The sequence below is a fragment of the Streptomyces sp. JJ38 genome, assembly GCF_019303475.1.
Taxonomy (GTDB): Bacteria; Actinomycetota; Actinomycetes; order Streptomycetales; family Streptomycetaceae; genus Streptomyces.
This window is the reverse complement of sequence record NZ_JABLSI010000045.1, coordinates 26241-41418: the sequence shown is the minus strand read 5'-3', so window position 1 is coordinate 41418 and position 15178 is coordinate 26241. Positions and strand designations below refer to the sequence as shown.

Annotated in this window: 16 protein-coding genes; 6 read left to right on the top strand and 10 right to left on the bottom strand. The window is 72.9% G+C overall.

The window, feature by feature from the left end; translation table 11 throughout:
* The 3 genes from HPT28_RS21635 to uvrB all read right to left on the bottom strand — a co-directional run.
* Positions 1-601, bottom strand: a 601-nt coding sequence (locus HPT28_RS21635) for a TerD family protein (protein WP_219092848.1), incomplete at its 3' end; no start/stop codon positions are given.
* Between the two features lie 33 nt (positions 602-634).
* Entirely contained in the window at positions 635-1213 is a 579-nt protein-coding gene (locus HPT28_RS21630) for a TerD family protein (RefSeq protein ID WP_219092847.1), read from the bottom strand.
* 161 nt (positions 1214-1374) lie between these two features.
* Positions 1375-3519 carry an excinuclease ABC subunit UvrB gene (gene uvrB / locus HPT28_RS21625; protein WP_219092846.1) on the bottom strand — a complete coding sequence of 715 codons (2145 nt, stop codon included), beginning with the start codon at positions 3517-3519 and terminating at the stop codon, positions 1375-1377.
* A gap of 207 nt (positions 3520-3726) precedes the next feature.
* On the opposite strand from uvrB, the gene HPT28_RS21620 reads away from it, so the two are divergent.
* Positions 3727-4737 (top strand): glycerophosphodiester phosphodiesterase family protein, encoded by a 1011-nt coding sequence (locus HPT28_RS21620; protein ID WP_308119431.1) that lies wholly within the window; start codon positions 3727-3729, stop codon positions 4735-4737.
* 60 nt (positions 4738-4797) lie between these two features.
* Complete coding sequence (locus tag HPT28_RS21615; protein ID WP_219092845.1) at positions 4798-5430, top strand: methylated-DNA--[protein]-cysteine S-methyltransferase; 633 nt, start codon at positions 4798-4800, stop codon at positions 5428-5430.
* A 12-nt stretch (positions 5431-5442) separates the two neighbouring features.
* On the opposite strand, the gene HPT28_RS21610 is transcribed toward HPT28_RS21615, so the two are convergent.
* Positions 5443-6156: a PIG-L deacetylase family protein gene (locus tag HPT28_RS21610; protein ID WP_219092844.1), complete on the bottom strand. Its 714-nt coding sequence runs from the start codon at positions 6154-6156 to the stop codon at positions 5443-5445.
* Positions 6157-6276: 120 nt separating this feature from the next.
* On the opposite strand from HPT28_RS21610, the gene HPT28_RS21605 reads away from it, so the two are divergent.
* From HPT28_RS21605 to HPT28_RS21595, 3 genes are all read left to right on the top strand, one after another.
* Positions 6277-7056 carry a class I SAM-dependent methyltransferase gene (locus HPT28_RS21605; RefSeq protein WP_219092843.1) on the top strand — a complete coding sequence of 260 codons (780 nt, stop codon included), beginning with the start codon at positions 6277-6279 and terminating at the stop codon, positions 7054-7056.
* A gap of 156 nt (positions 7057-7212) precedes the next feature.
* Positions 7213-8385, top strand: coding sequence for a CapA family protein (locus tag HPT28_RS21600; RefSeq protein ID WP_219092853.1), 1173 nt, complete (start codon positions 7213-7215; stop codon positions 8383-8385).
* 23 nt (positions 8386-8408) lie between these two features.
* Positions 8409-9152 (top strand): Mut7-C RNAse domain-containing protein, encoded by a 744-nt coding sequence (locus tag HPT28_RS21595; RefSeq protein WP_308119430.1) that lies wholly within the window; start codon positions 8409-8411, stop codon positions 9150-9152.
* Positions 9153-9154: 2 nt separating this feature from the next.
* Here HPT28_RS21595 and HPT28_RS21590 read toward each other — a convergent pair whose 3' ends face one another.
* From HPT28_RS21590 to HPT28_RS21565, 6 genes are all read right to left on the bottom strand, one after another.
* Positions 9155-10132: a pirin family protein gene (locus HPT28_RS21590; RefSeq protein ID WP_219092842.1), complete on the bottom strand. Its 978-nt coding sequence runs from the start codon at positions 10130-10132 to the stop codon at positions 9155-9157.
* 405 nt (positions 10133-10537) lie between these two features.
* Positions 10538-11269, bottom strand: coding sequence for a hypothetical protein (locus HPT28_RS21585; protein ID WP_219092841.1), 732 nt, complete (start codon positions 11267-11269; stop codon positions 10538-10540).
* Positions 11270-11705: 436 nt separating this feature from the next.
* Positions 11706-12419, bottom strand: coding sequence for an HNH endonuclease family protein (locus HPT28_RS21580; RefSeq protein WP_374226996.1), 714 nt, complete (start codon positions 12417-12419; stop codon positions 11706-11708).
* A 130-nt stretch (positions 12420-12549) separates the two neighbouring features.
* The gene (locus tag HPT28_RS21575; RefSeq protein WP_257579150.1) at positions 12550-12912 is read right to left on the bottom strand and encodes a tetratricopeptide repeat protein; all 363 of its coding nucleotides are present in this window, start codon (positions 12910-12912) and stop codon (positions 12550-12552) included.
* A 62-nt stretch (positions 12913-12974) separates the two neighbouring features.
* Complete coding sequence (coaE, locus tag HPT28_RS21570; protein ID WP_219092839.1) at positions 12975-13568, bottom strand: dephospho-CoA kinase; 594 nt, start codon at positions 13566-13568, stop codon at positions 12975-12977.
* Between the two features lie 10 nt (positions 13569-13578).
* A complete protein-coding gene (locus HPT28_RS21565) occupies positions 13579-14547 on the bottom strand; it encodes a PAC2 family protein (protein ID WP_308119428.1) in 969 nt (322 codons plus the stop codon).
* 126 nt (positions 14548-14673) lie between these two features.
* On the opposite strand from HPT28_RS21565, the gene HPT28_RS21560 reads away from it, so the two are divergent.
* Positions 14674-15096 (top strand): hypothetical protein, encoded by a 423-nt coding sequence (locus tag HPT28_RS21560; RefSeq protein ID WP_219092837.1) that lies wholly within the window; start codon positions 14674-14676, stop codon positions 15094-15096.
* Positions 15097-15178: the final 82 nt, after the last annotated feature.

Sequence of the window (15178 nt, the reverse complement as noted above, 5' to 3'; positions counted from 1 at the left end):
CGGGAGCCGCGGCGGCCCCGGGGGCGGCGGCCCGCGTCGGGGGCTCGGGAGCCCGGGCCGCGGCGGCGGAGGCCAAGGCGCCCTCGGCCAGGGCCCGCGCCCGATCGTCCGGCAGGCCGTGGTCGGCGCACAGGGCGGGCAACCCTCCCGCATAGCCCTGTCCGACGGCACGGACCTTCCAGGCACCGGCCCGGCGGTACAGCTCGACGGCCGTGACGGCGGTCTCCCCGTCGAGCCCGGTGAGGCTGTATCCCGCCCACGGCACGCCGTCGGGCCCCAGGACGGCGATCCGCGGCGCGGCGATGGCACCGAAGCGCACCGGCCCGCCCGGTGTCAGCGTGAGCCAGATCCGTACGGACTCCGCCTCGCCCGGCACCTCGTCCAGCGCCAGGGTGAGCCGGTGGCCCTCTCGGGAGCCCGCCGCGATCGACACCCCGGGCAGCCCGGCCGCTCCCGGATGGCCGAGCCAGCCCTCGCGGGTGCGGCCCTCGGCGTCGCACAGGGCGGCACCGGCGATGACGGGCCGCTCCGCCGTGACGTGAACCTGCAGGTCCGGGCCCACCAGCGGATGGTTCTGCCCGCGCACGAGCTCGGCCGTCATCGTCCGTTCCCCCTCGTTCCCCTGCCGCATTCCCTACAGGTGCGGCGCGATGGCCGGCATCAGGTCCTGGAAGGTTCGACCGTTGGCCGGGGCGCCGATGGCCGTCATCGACCAACCGTCCCCCTGTCGGTGCACCTTGGCCATGATCTGCGCCGTGTAGGCGCCGCCGCCGGTGAGCGTGTAGCGGGCCAGCTCGGTGGCCGTCGTCTCGTCCAGCAGCCGGCAGAAGGCGTTCTCGACCTCAGCGAACGTCTGGCCGGTGAAGGAGTTGACGGTGAAGACGATCTGGTCGACGTGGACGGGCACGCGGTGCAGGTCCACCAGGATCGCCTCGTCGTCACCGCCCTCCCCCACGCCGCCGACCAGGTTGTCGCCGGTGTGGGTGACGGAGCCGTCGTCGCTCGTCAGATGACGGAAGAAGACGACGTCGACGGGCTGTTGACCGGCGAACAGCACGGCCGAGGCGTCGAGGTCGATCTCCTTGCTCCGCCGGCCGAAGAGCCCGCGGCGGGCCGCCGACCGCCAGCCCAGGCCCATGCGCACCGCGCTGAGGGAACCTCCACCGGTCTTCTCCAGGCTGATCGCCTGTCCCTTGGACAGATTGACCGTCACGTGTCCTGCTCCCCTCTCGGCGGTGTCACGACAGCCGCCCTCGACGCCGCCTCGAACCCTACGCAGTGCGCCCGGGCCGTGTACCGGTCCGCCCGTGCTTTGTGGCGGTCCTGCAACAGTCCGGCCACAGAGGACGATGATCCGAGCCCGGCGGTGGACGGTTACCGGAGCCCGGCCTCGCGCATCTGGCGGAGTTCCTTCTTCAGCTCGCCGACCTCGTCCCGCAGGCGCGCGGCGACCTCGAACTGCAGCTCCGCGGCGGCGGCGCGCATCCGCTCCGTCATCTGCTCGATGAGACCGGCCAGCTCGGTGGCGGGCATGTCGGTGGGCACGACGTCGGCCGACGTCTTGCCCGCGGCGGAGGCCGCGGCCTTCACCTGCCCCTTGCCCAGGGCCGGGACCGGGGCCTTGCCCTTGCGCTCGCCCTCCGGGGCCTGACGGTAACCGGTGCCCAGGAGCTGCTCGGTGTCGACCTCCTCGCGCGCGATGGCGGAGACGATGTCCCCGATCTTCTTGCGCAACGGCTGGGGGTCGATGCCCTTCTCCTTGTTGTAGGCGATCTGCTTGGCACGGCGCCGGTTCGTCTCGTCGATGGCCTTCTCCATCGCCGGCGTGATCTTGTCGGCGTACATGTGCACCTGGCCGGACACGTTGCGGGCGGCGCGGCCGATGGTCTGGATCAGCGAGGTGCCGGAGCGGAGGAAGCCCTCCTTGTCCGCGTCGAGGATGGCCACCAGCGACACCTCGGGGAGGTCCAGACCCTCCCGCAGCAGGTTGATGCCGACCAGGACGTCGAACTCGCCGGCCCGCAGCTCGCGCAGCAGCTCCACCCGGCGCAGGGTGTCCACGTCGCTGTGGAGATAGCGGACGTTGATGCCCAGCTCCAGGAAGTAGTCCGTGAGGTCCTCCGCCATCTTCTTCGTCAGCGTCGTGACGAGGACGCGCTCGTCCTTCTCGGTGCGGGTGCGGATCTCGTGGACCAGGTCGTCGATCTGGCCCTCGGTGGGCTTGACGACCACCTCCGGGTCCACCAGCCCCGTCGGCCGGATGATCTGCTCCACCACGCCGTCGGACCGGGACAGCTCGTAGGAGCCGGGCGTCGCCGACAGATAGACCGTCTGGCCGATGCGCTCCAGGAACTCCTCCCACTTCAGCGGGCGGTTGTCCATGGCGGACGGCAGCCGGAAGCCGTGCTCGACCAGCGTTCGCTTGCGGGAGGCGTCCCCCTCGTACATGGCCCCGATCTGCGGCACCGTCACGTGCGACTCGTCGATGACGAGCAGGAAGTCGTCGGGGAAGTAGTCGAGCAGGGTGTGCGGGGGCGAGCCCGGCTCGCGGCCGTCGATGTGCAGCGAGTAGTTCTCGATCCCGGAGCAGGTGCCGATCTGCTGCATCATCTCCAGGTCGTAGGTGGTGCGCATGCGCAGCCGCTGGGCCTCCAGCAGCTTGCCCTGCTTCTCCATCGTCTCCAGGGTCTCGCGCAGCTCGTCCTCGATGGCGCGCACGGCCCGGGCCATCCGCTCCTCGCCCGCGACGTAGTGAGAGGCGGGGAAGACGTACAGCTCCGTGTCGTCCGACATCACCTCGCCGGTGATCGGGTGCAGCGTCGAGAGCGCCTCGATCTCGTCACCGAACATCTCGATGCGGACGGCCAGCTCCTCGTAGACGGGGAACACCTCGATGGTGTCGCCCCGCACCCGGAAGGTGCCGCGGGTGAAGGCGGCGTCGTTGCGCGCGTACTGGATCTCCACGAGGCGGCGCAGCAGAACGTCCCGGTCGATCTCCTCGCCGACCCTGAGCGGCACCATCCGGTCCACGTACTCCTGCGGCGTGCCCAGGCCGTAGATGCAGGACACCGAGGCGACGACCACCACGTCCCGCCGGGTGAGCAGCGAGTTCGTCGCGCTGTGCCGCAGCCGCTCGACCTCCTCGTTGATCGAGGAGTCCTTCTCGATGTAGGTGTCGGACTGCGGAACGTAGGCCTCGGGCTGGTAGTAGTCGTAGTACGAGACGAAGTACTCCACCGCGTTGTTCGGCAGGAGCTCGCGGAACTCGTTCGCCAACTGCGCGGCGAGCGTCTTGTTCGGCGCCATCACCAGCGTGGGGCGCTGGAGCTTCTCGATCATCCACGCCGTCGTCGCCGACTTGCCGGTGCCCGTGGCGCCCAGCAGCACGACGTCCTTCTCCCCCGCCTCCACCCGCCGCGCGAGGTCGGCGATGGCCGTGGGCTGGTCACCGCTGGGCTGGTAGGGGCTGACGACCTCGAAGGGCGCCACCTTGCGTTCGATCTGGGATACGGGCCGCATGTTCCCACCGTACGGCGCGCCACCGACAACGTTCAGCTCGTCGTCATCCGGCACCCGTTTGGCGCCCATGCACCGGCAGCCCTCGCTGGAAAACCTCATCCACGGCCGCGTTGCCGACGCGGCGCGACGGACCGCCGACGCGGCGACCGCGCCCCCGCTCCACGGGGGGCGCGGTCGCCGCCGTCCCCCACCGTGAGGAGTCGTCCCGTGTCCCTTCGTCCCATCGCCCTGACCGGTCCGCTGCTGGGAGTCCTCGCCCTCGTCCTCGCCATGGCCCCGGCCCCGGTGGGGCCGCCGGACGCCGGTCCGCGCGAGCGCCCCGCCCCCGTGGCCTCCCCCTCCGCCGTGCCGCAGAAGCTGCCGACGCCGTCCGAGGCGGAACCGGAGGGCTCGGCGGACGTGCTGGCGATCGCCCACCGCGGCGCCTCGGCCTACGCCCCGGAGAACACCCTGGCCGCCGCCGACAAGGCCCGGGAGCTGGGCGTGGAGTGGGTGGAGAACGACGTCCAGCGCACCCGCGACGGCGAGCTCGTCGTCATGCACGACGCGACCCTGGCCCGGACGACGAACGTCGAGGAGGTCTTCCCCGACCGCGCCCCGTGGCGGGTCCGGGACTTCACCGCCGCCGAGATCGCCCGGCTCGACGCGGGAAGCTGGTTCGACGCCCGCTACACGGGCGAGCCGGTACCCACGCTGGAGCGGTTGCTGGAGCGGATGACCGTCAACCACCAGAAGCTGCTGCTGGAGATCAAGAAGCCCGACCTGTACCCGGGCATCGAGCAGGACATCCTGGACGAGCTGCGCGACGAGGGCTGGCTCAGCCCCTACCACGTGCGGCGGCGCCTGGTCGTCCAGACGTTCGACGCGGACTCGCTGCGCCGGGTGCACGCGCTCAACCCGGCGGTCAGGACCGGCTTCCTCGGGACCCCCGAGGTCGCCGAGCTCCCCGAGTACGGTACCTTCGCCGACCAGGTCAACCCGCGATACACGACGGTGACGCCGGAGTACGTGGCGGCCGTCCACTCGGTGCTCGGCGCACACGGCCGGCCGCTGGAGGTGTTCACGTGGACGGTGGACGACGGGCCCACGGCCGCCAGGCTGGCCGGGGCGGGCGTCGACGGGGTGATCAGCAACCGTCCCGACGTCGTCCGCGAGGCGATCGAGCGCGGGGAGCGGGACCACGAGCGCGATGACGCGTGGGGCGGCGCCGGCCGCTGAGGCGGGGGCGACGGGCGGCCCGCCGCCGCGCTGTGGGCGGGGAGCCGTAGGGTCGGCCCCATGACCGCCACGAACGTGCAGTCCTGCTGGACGGTGGTGCCGACCCCCATCGGCCCCCTGCTGCTCGTCGCCACGGACGCCGGGCTGGCCACGGTCGGCTTCCACGCCGACGAGCGCCTGGTGAGCCGGACGCTGGCCCGGCTCACCGCGCGCTTCGGCGAGGAGCCCACGGCCCTGCCCGAGCCGCCGGGGGCACGGCCCGCGCCGGAGGCCGGCCGGGGGCCCGCTCCGGGGCCGGGCACGGCCCCCGCGTCGGGGCCCGGAGATGGGCCCGGCGTCCTGCGGGCCACGGCGGCGGAGCTGGCCGCCTACTTCAGGGGGGAGCTGCGCGGCTTCGGCGTCCCCCTGGACTGGCGACTGACGGGCGGCTTCAACGCCCGCGTGCTGCACGCCCTGGCCAGGACCGTCCCCTACGGCGAGGTGGCCACCTACCAGGACCTGGCCGACGCCGTGGGCGAGCCCGGCGCCGCCCGGGCGGTCGGGATGGCGATGGGGGCCAACCCGCTGCCCGTCGTCGTGCCCTGTCACCGGGTGGTCGCGAGCGGTGGCGGCCTCGGCGGCTTCGGCGGCGGGCTGGAGACGAAGCGGGCGCTGCTCGCGCTGGAGGGTGTGCTCCCCGCCCCGCTTTTCTGACTTCCGGCGAGCTCAGCAGGGGTGGAGCCGGAATCCCACGGCACGCCGGCCGCCGGTGTGCTCGGCGACGCCGTCGAGGATCGAGGTGATGAACCTGCGGGCGTACGCGTCGGGGTCCTCGTCGCTGAGCGCGGTGAGGTAGGCGCGGTGCTCGGCGAGCGAGGCGACGGCCAGCTCGACGTCCGGCTCGTCGACCTCCTGGATGTGGGTGCCGCCGGGGGCGGCCACGGCGACCCAGCGCACGCCGTCCCAGCGCTCCAGCGTGCCGTCGGCGAGCTGTTCGGGGAAGATCCAGCGGTTGCCCGCGTCGGCCACGGCGTCCAGGGTGGCCCGGCCCACGGCCTTGTGGTCGGGGGTGTTCCAGTAGCCGCCGGGCCAGGTGTCCTCGTGGTTGAGCGTGATCACCAGCTCGGGGCGGTGGCGGCGGATGGCGGCGGCCAGGTCGCGGCGGAGCGGGACGCCGTACTCGATGACGCCGTCGCGGTAGTCGAGGAACTCCACGTCGCGCACGCCGACGACGGCGGCGCTGGCGCGCTGCTCGGCCTCCCGCACCGGGGCGGCCTCGGCCGGGGCCATGGTGTCGATGCCGGCCTCGCCCCGGGTGGCCAGGAGGTAGGTGATCTCCTTGCCCGCCCGCACCCAGTGCGCGAGGGCGGCCGCGGCTCCGTACTCGAGGTCGTCCGGGTGGGCCACGATGGCCAGCGCCCGGTCCCAGTCCTGGGGCATCTGAGCGATTTCCTGCGCCACTTGGGCCTCCCGCCGGTCGTTACACATCGCGAAGATCCTCACACAGCAGCGCGGCGGGGCTGGTGTCGGCCGTCCCGCTTCCGGCGAAAGGCCCTCTCCGTGTCCCGACGACTGCACGTCGACCGCTCCTCCCTCGCACACCGTATCCAGTACGCGGTCAAGCACCCGGCCCGGATTCCCCCGTACGTGCGACGCTGGGTCCGCGACCTGCGGCTGCGCCGGCTGACCGGGGGCGACCACGTGGCCTATTACCGGGCGGTGATGAAGGACGACACCCGGCGCAATCCGGAGTCGGCGGTCGGCAGCGCCACCCACGACCGCTGGCTGGCCCTCGGTGAGATGCAGTACGACTACCTGGTGCGGCACGGGCTGTCGCCCGAGGACCGGATGCTGGAGATCGGCTGCGGGAACCTGCGCGCGGGGCGGCTGTTCATCGCCTATCTGGACGCCTCCCACTACCACGGCGTCGACATCTCGCCCGAGATCCTCCTCTCGGCGCAGGAGACGCTGGTGCGGCACGGCCTGCAGGCCAAGCTGCCGCATCTGACGCTGGTGCGGGACCTGCGGCTGGCCCATCTGCCCGACGCCTACTTCACCGTCATCCACGCGCACAGCGTCTTCTCCCACTCCCCCATCGAGGTGATCGACCAGTGCCTGGCCCACGTGGGCCGGGTACTGGCGCCCGGCGGCTACTTCGACTTCACCTACAACCGCACGGCCGACCGTGAGCACCACGTGCTGCGCGAGGACTTCTACTACCGCACCGAGACGCTGGTCCGGCTCGCGGAGACGCACGGTCTGCGGGCTCGCCCCATGACGGACTGGGACGAGCTCCCGCACCGGCAGTCGAAGATCCGGGTGATGCGTCCGGAGGAGTGAGCACCCACCCGGCGCCCGCCGCGGGTGCTGGGCCTGACGTGTGGTTTCCCGCCGCCATCCCGGCGACATGCCGGGCGTGGCGGCGTTCGCACGTCCACCTTCGGGAGAACAAGTGGGATAGTCCTATTAATCCTATTTGTATGATTCTGGAGTGGGATCGTGCGCCACCCCCCACACCGCCGGACGACGGCGTTGCTCACCTCCCTGCTGCTCGCAACGGCCGCCGGCTGCGCCGGCGCGGACCACGCCTCCACCGAGGCCGACTCCGCGTCCGCCGCGCCCGCCGCCGAGACCGGCACGGAGTTCACCCTCGTCGCCACCGGCGACATCCTCAGCCACGACTCCGTCATCCGGCAGGCCGCCGCCGACGCGGACGGCGGTGGCGAACACGCCTACGACTTCAGCGCGATGCTGGCCGGAGCGAAGCCCGTCGTGGCCCAGGCGGACCTCGCGATCTGCCATCTCGAAACCATCCTCGGGACCGAGGACGGGCCGTTCACCGGCTATCCGATGTTCCGCACCCCGCCCCAGGTCGCCCAGGCGATCGAGGAGACCGGCTACGACTCCTGTTCCACGGCCTCCAACCACACGCTGGACGCCGGCCCCGAGGGCGTCGCCCGCACCCTGGACGCCCTGGACGCCGTCGGCGTGCGGCACGTCGGCTCGGCCCGTGACGCCGCCGAACGCGCCAAGCCCGCCCTGCTGAAGGCCAACGGCGTTACCGTCGCCCAACTGGCCTACACCTACGGGACGAACGGCATCCCCGTCCCCGAGGACGCGCCCTACCTCGTCAACCTGATCGACGCCGAGCAGGTCGTCGCCGACGCGCGCGCGGCGCGCGAGGCCGGAGCCGACGTCGTCGTCGTCAGCATGCACTGGGGCACGGAGTACCAGGAGGCGCCCGACGAGCGGCAGCGCGAGCTCGCGGAACGGCTCACCGCGGCCCGCACGGACGGCCGCCGGGACATCGACCTCGTCATCGGCACGCACGTCCACGTGCCCCAGCCCTACGAGAAGGTCAACGGGACCTGGGTCGTGTACGGGATGGGCGACCAGGTGGCCGGCGTCATGAACGACCCCCGCGGCCAGATGGGCTACGCCGCGCGCTTCACCTTCGCCCCACCCGAGCGGGAGGGCACACCGTGGCGGGTACGGAAGGCCGAGTTCGTGCCGCACGTCATGGCCAACGACCCCCTGCGCGTCGTCAACCTGCCCCGGGCCCTCGACGAGCAGCCCGACAACGCCGAGTACACCCGGGCCCTCGACGTCATCCGCGACGCCGCCCTCAGCCTGGGCGGGGCCGAGGACGGGCTGCGGATGGGCCGCTGAACCGGTGGTGAAGGGGGCCACGCGTGAGAGGACCGGGTGACGGGGGCGGGCTGCAGCTGTGGTTCGCCCCCGAGCTGCGCTTCCTGCTCGCCTCCCGCCACCGCGGACAGGACGTACTGCGGGTGTCCTACGACCTCACCTCGTCGCTGGGCCACGTCGTGCAGTCACTCGGCGTACCGCTCACCGAAGTCGGCGCGCTGACGGTGGACGGCTGGCCGGTGCCGCCGGAACACCGGCCCGGCGACGGCACCCTGGTCGAGGTGGCGGCGCGGCCCCGGCCGCAGCCCCTGCCGCCCTCGGCGACCGGGTTCGTGCTCGACGTCCACCTGGGCGCCCTGGCCCGCAGGCTGCGTCTGGTCGGCCTCGACACGGCCTACGCCAACGACGCCGACGATCCCGAGCTCGTCAGGCGGGCCAACGCCGAACGCCGCGTCCTGCTGACCCGGGACCGCGGGCTGCTGCGCCGCCGCACCCCGTGGCTGGCCGCGTTCGTCCGCGGCACCCGGCCGGACGAGCAGCTCCTGGACGTCCTCACCCGCTTCCGGCCCCCGCTCGCCCCGTGGACCCGGTGCCCGGCCTGCAACGGCGACCTCGCGCCCGTCGCCAAGGCCGCGGTCGCCCACCTGCTGGAACCGGGCACCCGGCGCACCTACGACACCTTCACGCGCTGCCGCTCCTGCGGGCGCGTCTACTGGCGCGGCGCCCACGGCGGCCGGCTGGAGGCCACCGTCACCGCCGCCCGCGCCGCGGTGACCGGGCGCGGCTGAGCTCAGGGCGCGGTCTCCCCGTGCCGGTCGCGGGCCTTGAGCCGGACGGTGGGCAGGGCGGGGGCGGGCAGTGGGGCGTCCGCGCAGTGCGGCACCGGGCCGAAGCGGGTGCCGTCCTCCCAGTCGGCCCGGGCCCGCACGATCTCCTCATGGCTCCGCCCGACGAAGTTCCACCACATGACGAGCGGCTCCTCGAAGGGCGCGCCGCCGAACAGGAACAGCCGGGCCTCCCCAGCCGCCCGGACGTCGAGCTCATCGCGGCCCCGGCCGAGGTAGAGCAACGAGCCCGGCCCCAGCGCGGTACCGGCGACGTCCGCGGTGCCGGACATCGTCAACGCCGCCGCCTCGAAGGACGGCTCGACGGGCAGCCGCACGGAGCCCGGACCGTCGAAGCGGAGCTCGGCGCCGAAGAGGGGGCTGTGCACCCGGGCGGGCGAGCGCGCCCCGGCCAGCTCTCCGACGACGACGGTGACCGTGGCCGCCCCGTCCCGCAGCACCGGCAGGTCACCGTGGTGCTCGAAACGCGGCGCGCCGTGCCGGGCCTCCTCCGGCAGCGCGACCCACAGCTGGAGGCCGTGCATGACGGGCGGATGCTCCGGCGGCGACTGCTCGGAGTGGGCGATGCCGTGCCCCGACGTCATCAGGTTCAGCTGCCCCGGCGCGATCGACTGGAGGTTGCCGAGGCTGTCGGCGTGCACGATCTCGCCGTCCGCCAGCCAGGTGACGGTCTGCAGGCCGGTGTGGGGGTGGGGCGCGATCTGCATGCCGGGCCGCCCGGTGACGTCGGCGGGCCCGAAGTGGTCGACGAAGCACCAGGCGCCCACCATGCGGCGCCGACGCTGCGGCAGCAGCCGCCGCACCGTCGTGTAGCGGCCCAGCGGTACGTCGTGGCCGGGCAGCAGCAGGCTGTCCGGCTCCTCGGCGGTGCCCAGCGTGCACGCGTACACGGCCTGACCGGTGTCTGATCCTCCGTCACTCATGGTGCGACTGTACGACGGGGGACGGTGACGACTGCGGAGGCCGGGTGGAGGGGCCCTGGGTCGTTGCCAGACCCAGGGCCCCGGAGTGCCGCCCGATCCGCACGCCCGGCGATCTGGGCGCGGGTCATGTTCACGATCTCGCGTTCTCCCTTTGGACCACCGCGCATCGAGCTGCGCGGGCCGGACTTGAACCGGCACCTCGAGATCCTGCCCGCACACCGTGTACTCGGGCGATGGGCGGCGGATGCTGAGTCTGGAGCGAGAGTCTGAGTCTGTCCGCGGTTCCGCGCTCATCGCGCGCGGACCACGCTCTGACGACAAGCTTCAGCGTCAGCTTTGCGCTCCTGGCGCACCCCGGGCCGCGGCGTCGAAGCGCCCGCCCGGGGAGATTTCGAGGCTACCCGATCAGGCGAACAGGTAGCCGAACACGGCCTCTCCGACCCGCTGGTCGGTGACCTCGGTGCCGTTGGCCTCCTCACGGGCGAACTTCACCGCCTGCTGGAGCTTCTCGATCCGCTCCAGCAGCTCGTTGACCCGGCGGGCGGGCAGCGCGCCGGAGAACTTCACCGTCGTCCAGTAGCCGACCGGCACGTCCTCGTAGTACACCTCCACCTGCGCCGGGTGCTTCTCGGTGGCCTCCGCCTTCACGTGGTTGCGCGGCACCTTCTTCGTGCGCACGGTGCGCACGGGCTCCGTCTTCCAGCAGTCCGAGGACGGGTCGAGCACCCAGCCCTCGGCCGCGTCGAGCACCGGCAGCCGCCGCAGGAAGGCGCCGAGGTCGGCGAGCTGCTTCTCCAGGAAGAGCAGGTACGTCACCGGCGCCTGGGCAATCAGCACCCGCCCCTCGACGGTCACGTCCGCCCGCGCCTCGCAGTTCGCCCAGTCCTTCGTCGCGGTCACGTCGAAGAGCCGGGTCAGCGTCTTCGCGCTCTCCCGCAGGACGTCCTCCGCCTTGACCTGCACCCGGGTGGACTCGGGAGGCAGCTGCTCGCCCTCCTCGTCCTTGGGCTGGTACGTCCGCGAGATGCCCGCGAGCAGCCCGGGCTTGGCCAGCCCCTGCCGGGTTGCCGTCAGGTCCTGCTGGACCTTGGACTTGACGCCCTTCTCCACTGCGATGATCTGATTCAGCTTCGCCACGTCCCGGACGATAGCGAGTGGGCGAACACCAGCGCCAACGAATTCCCCCGCCGGCGTCCTCGCCCAGGAACGCCCGGAGGTGCCCGGTCAGTTCCTCCGGCTGGTCCTCGGGCAGGGGCGTGCAGCTGCCGGGGATCTCCACGTGCCGGGAGTCCGGCAGGGTGCGCGCGAGCTCGCGACCGTGCTCGGGTGGCATGACCCGGTCCTCGGCGGCCCAGACGACCGGCGCCGGAGGCCGGACGCCGCGCAACGCCTCCGTCCACCGCAGCAGTTCCGCGCGCGGCGATGCCGGCCCCCGCGGACGCCGCCGCCCCCTTCACCGGGCGCGACGCGGCTGGCCCGGGCCGAGGCCGAACTCCCCGTCGTGGGCGAGACGCTGGCCGCGGCCCGGGCCACGATGGGGGGGCCGTCTCCCCGACTCGCTACCCGGTCTTCGTCACGACGGGGCGGTGAACTCGGGCGGGGCCGTCGTCGGTGCGCCGCCGGTGGGCAGCGGGGTGTCCGGGCACGGCTCCAGCACCCGGGAGAGCGCGTCCTTCTCCTCCTGGGTGACCCACAGCCCGTACTTCGTCTTGACGGCCACCTGGGCGGCCGCGTAAGTGCAGTGGTGGGGCTCGTGCGGCGGCAACCACTCGGCGGCGTCGGCGTCTCCCTTGGCACGGTTGGCGCCCGCGTCGACGGCCAGGAGGTTGAGGGGGTCGTTGGCGAAGGCGATGCGCTGAGCGGGCTTCCAGCCGCCTGCGCCCTTCTGCCACGCGTCGGAGAGCGCCACCAGGTGGTCGATGTCCACCTCGCTCGCGCCGCCCTTCTCGAAATGGATCACCGTGCCGGTGAAGGGGTCGGGGTCGAGCGTGCCGGATTCGACGGTGCAGTCGTCCTCGGCGAGCTTCACGTCCCGAAGGTCGCGGGCGAGGATGTCGTCACGGGTGTCGCAGCCGTTCTGGTCGACGTCGGCCCAGGGGCTGCCGAACATGCGGCGGTCGTAACCGGTGCGGGGCGCGCGGTCCTTGACGGGGAGTTCCCTCAGGGCCGCGAGGACGCGTCCGTCGGGCCCGGGCTCACCGTCCTCGGCGGTGTCGTCGACGGTGCAGGCGGTGGCGACCGTGGCGAGGAGGGCGAGCGCGGCGGCGGCGGTGGTGCGGCGGGATATCACGGCCGCTCAGCCTATCGGGGCATCCCGGCCCACGTCAGCGCATCGGGACGGGGGCGGCCGACGGGACGAGCGGGGCGTGGGCGGCCTACCGGGACGGGCACGGGAGCGCCGCGCCCGTCCCGGTAGCTCAACCAGCCTCGAATTCGGCCGCCTCCACGTACTCCGGCCGCGGCTCCAGGGCGGCGGCGAGCCGGAAGTGCCGGCGCGCCTCACCCGTCCGGCCCGCTCGCTCCAGGGTCCTGGCCAGGGCGAAGTGGGCGAAGGCGTTGTCCGGCTCTCGCTCGATGACGAGCTGGAACTCCAGCTCTGCGGAACGGAGCTGAGCCGAGTGGAAGAAGGCCCTGGCCCGCAGCAGCCGCGCCGCGGTGTTCTCCGGGTGGGCGGTGATCAACGGGTCGAGCAGCTTGACCGCACCGCGCGGATCGCGGGCTTCGAGCAGCTTCTCCGCGGCACGGAAGTCGATCACGTTGGTCTGGGGCGTTCGGGACATCACAGGCGCCTCCTTCGGCCGGGACAACGACCGCGTGCCCGGGAGCATTCCCGGCGAGTGCCTCAGGCACGCCTCCGCAGACGCTCCCATACCTCTCTCACCTGGGGCTCCAGCTTCTCCAACGGACCGTCGTTGTCGATGACGTGGTCGGCGATGGCCAGCCGGTCCGCCCGGGTGGCCTGGGCCGCCATCCGCGAGCGCGCCTCCTCCTCGGACATCCCGCGCAGGTGCACCAGACGGTGGAGCTGCGTCGCGGGCGAGGCGTCCACGACCACGACCACGTCGTAGAGGGAGGCCAGGCCGTTCTCCGTGAGGAGGGGGACGTCGTGGACGACGACGGCGTGCTCGCCCGCGGCCTGCTGGAGCTCGGCGGACCGGGCACCGACAAGGGGGTGGACGATGGCGTTCAGCGCGGCGAGCCGGTCCGGGTCGTTGAAGACGATCCGGCCGAGTGCCGGTCGGTCGATGGCGCCGTCGGCCCGCAGCACGCCCTCCCCGAACTCCGCGACGACGGCGGCGTGGCCCTCGGTGCCCGGCTCGACGACCTCACGCGCGATCCGGTCGGCGTCGACGATCACCGCTCCGTAGGAGCCCAGCAGGCGCGAGACCTCGCTCTTGCCCGCGCCGATGCCCCCGGTCAGTCCCACTGTCAGCATGGCCGCAACCCTACTGGCCAGTTCCCCCTTCGCCTTCTCCGGACTCCCGCTCGCGGTCGGCCAGGAAGCGCTCGAAGACGGCACCCAGCTCGTCGGCCGAGGGCAGCTCCGACGGCTCGGCCACGAGGTTGCCGCGCGTCGCGGCACCGGCGACGGCGTCGAACTGCTGCTCCAGCCCGCGGACGACGGCGACCAGCTCGCTGTCTCCGTCGGCGAGCTGCCGTTCGATCTCCGCCTGCGTCTTGTGCGCCCGCCCGCGCAGCGTGTGGGCGATGGCGGGCAGCACCAGCCCCGTGGCGGCGGTGATCGCCTCCACGACGACCAGCGAGGCGTCCGGGTACGGCGAGCGGGCCACGTAGTGCGGGACGTGCGCGGCCACCCCCAGGACATCATGGCCCGCGTCGACGAGCCGCAGCTCCAGCAGGGAGGCCGCGCTGCCGGGCACCTGCGCCTCGTCGAAGAGCCCGGGGTGGCCCGGCACGAGGTCGGCGCGGTTCCCGTGCGGGGTGAGGCCGACGGGGCGGGTGTGCGGTACGCCCATGGGGATGCCGTGGAAGCCCACCGAGAGCCGCACGCCCAGCCGTTCGACGATCTCCCGGACGGCGGCGACGAACGCCTCCCAGTGCACGTCCGGCTCGGGGCCGCTGAGCAGCAGGAAGGGGCTGCCCGTCGCGTCCCGGAGCAGCCGGAGCTCGAGGGCGGGCCGGTCGTAGGACACCCAGTGGTCTCGCCGGAACGTCATCATCGGGCGCCGCGCCCGGTAGTCGATCAGGCGGTCGACGTCGAACCGGGCGATCGTCTGCCGGGGGCGTCCGTCGAGGAGGAGGGAGGTGATCTGCTCACCGGCGGCGCCGGCGTCGATGAAGCCCTCGAAGTGGTACAGCATGACGAAACCGGATCCGACGCCCTGGTCGATGATCTCGTCCACTGCCCGAAGGCCGCTCGGATCCCATTCGTACAGCTCGCGCGGCTTCAACACGTTCTCTCGCCCCTCCGTCCAATGGTTCCGCACTGTGCCAACGCACAACGCGGGCACGGCATTCCCGAACCGGGCCACGGGAGAACGGCCTCGCCCAGCCGCCATGTCACGCCTACGGTGGTTCTCATGCCCCGACTGCCCCTCCCCGTGTCCGACGTGCGCGTTCACGTGCGGATGAACATCGGCGCGTGCGGGCCGTACGCGCTGCTCGTCGCGGACTTCGAACCACCCGGCCCGGGCGGCGGACTGGAGCTCCTCAACGCCGTGCCGAGGGCCAGGCTGCCCGCGGAGTACCTTCCCGCCGTGCGGGAGGGCCTGCTGGAGGGGCTCGGCACGGTGGCGGCCGCGGTGCTGCTCACGGACGGCGGCCACCACGAGGTCGACTCCTGCGACCTCGGGTTCCGGATCGCCGGACGGCAGGCGGGCCGGGCCGCACTGGTCGCCTCCGGGCTACTGCCACCGCGGGAGGCTGACGCGCTGCGCTGGGTCATGTGGCCGGGGCGGTCACGGCCGCGTCACCGTCCGAGGGGCGCCTCCCGGGCCCGGTGACCCGGGCGAGGGGCTCGGACACGGGCGAGGGCCCGCCCCAGGGGGGACGGGCCCTCGTCGGGCGTGCTCGCGCCGGGCGCGG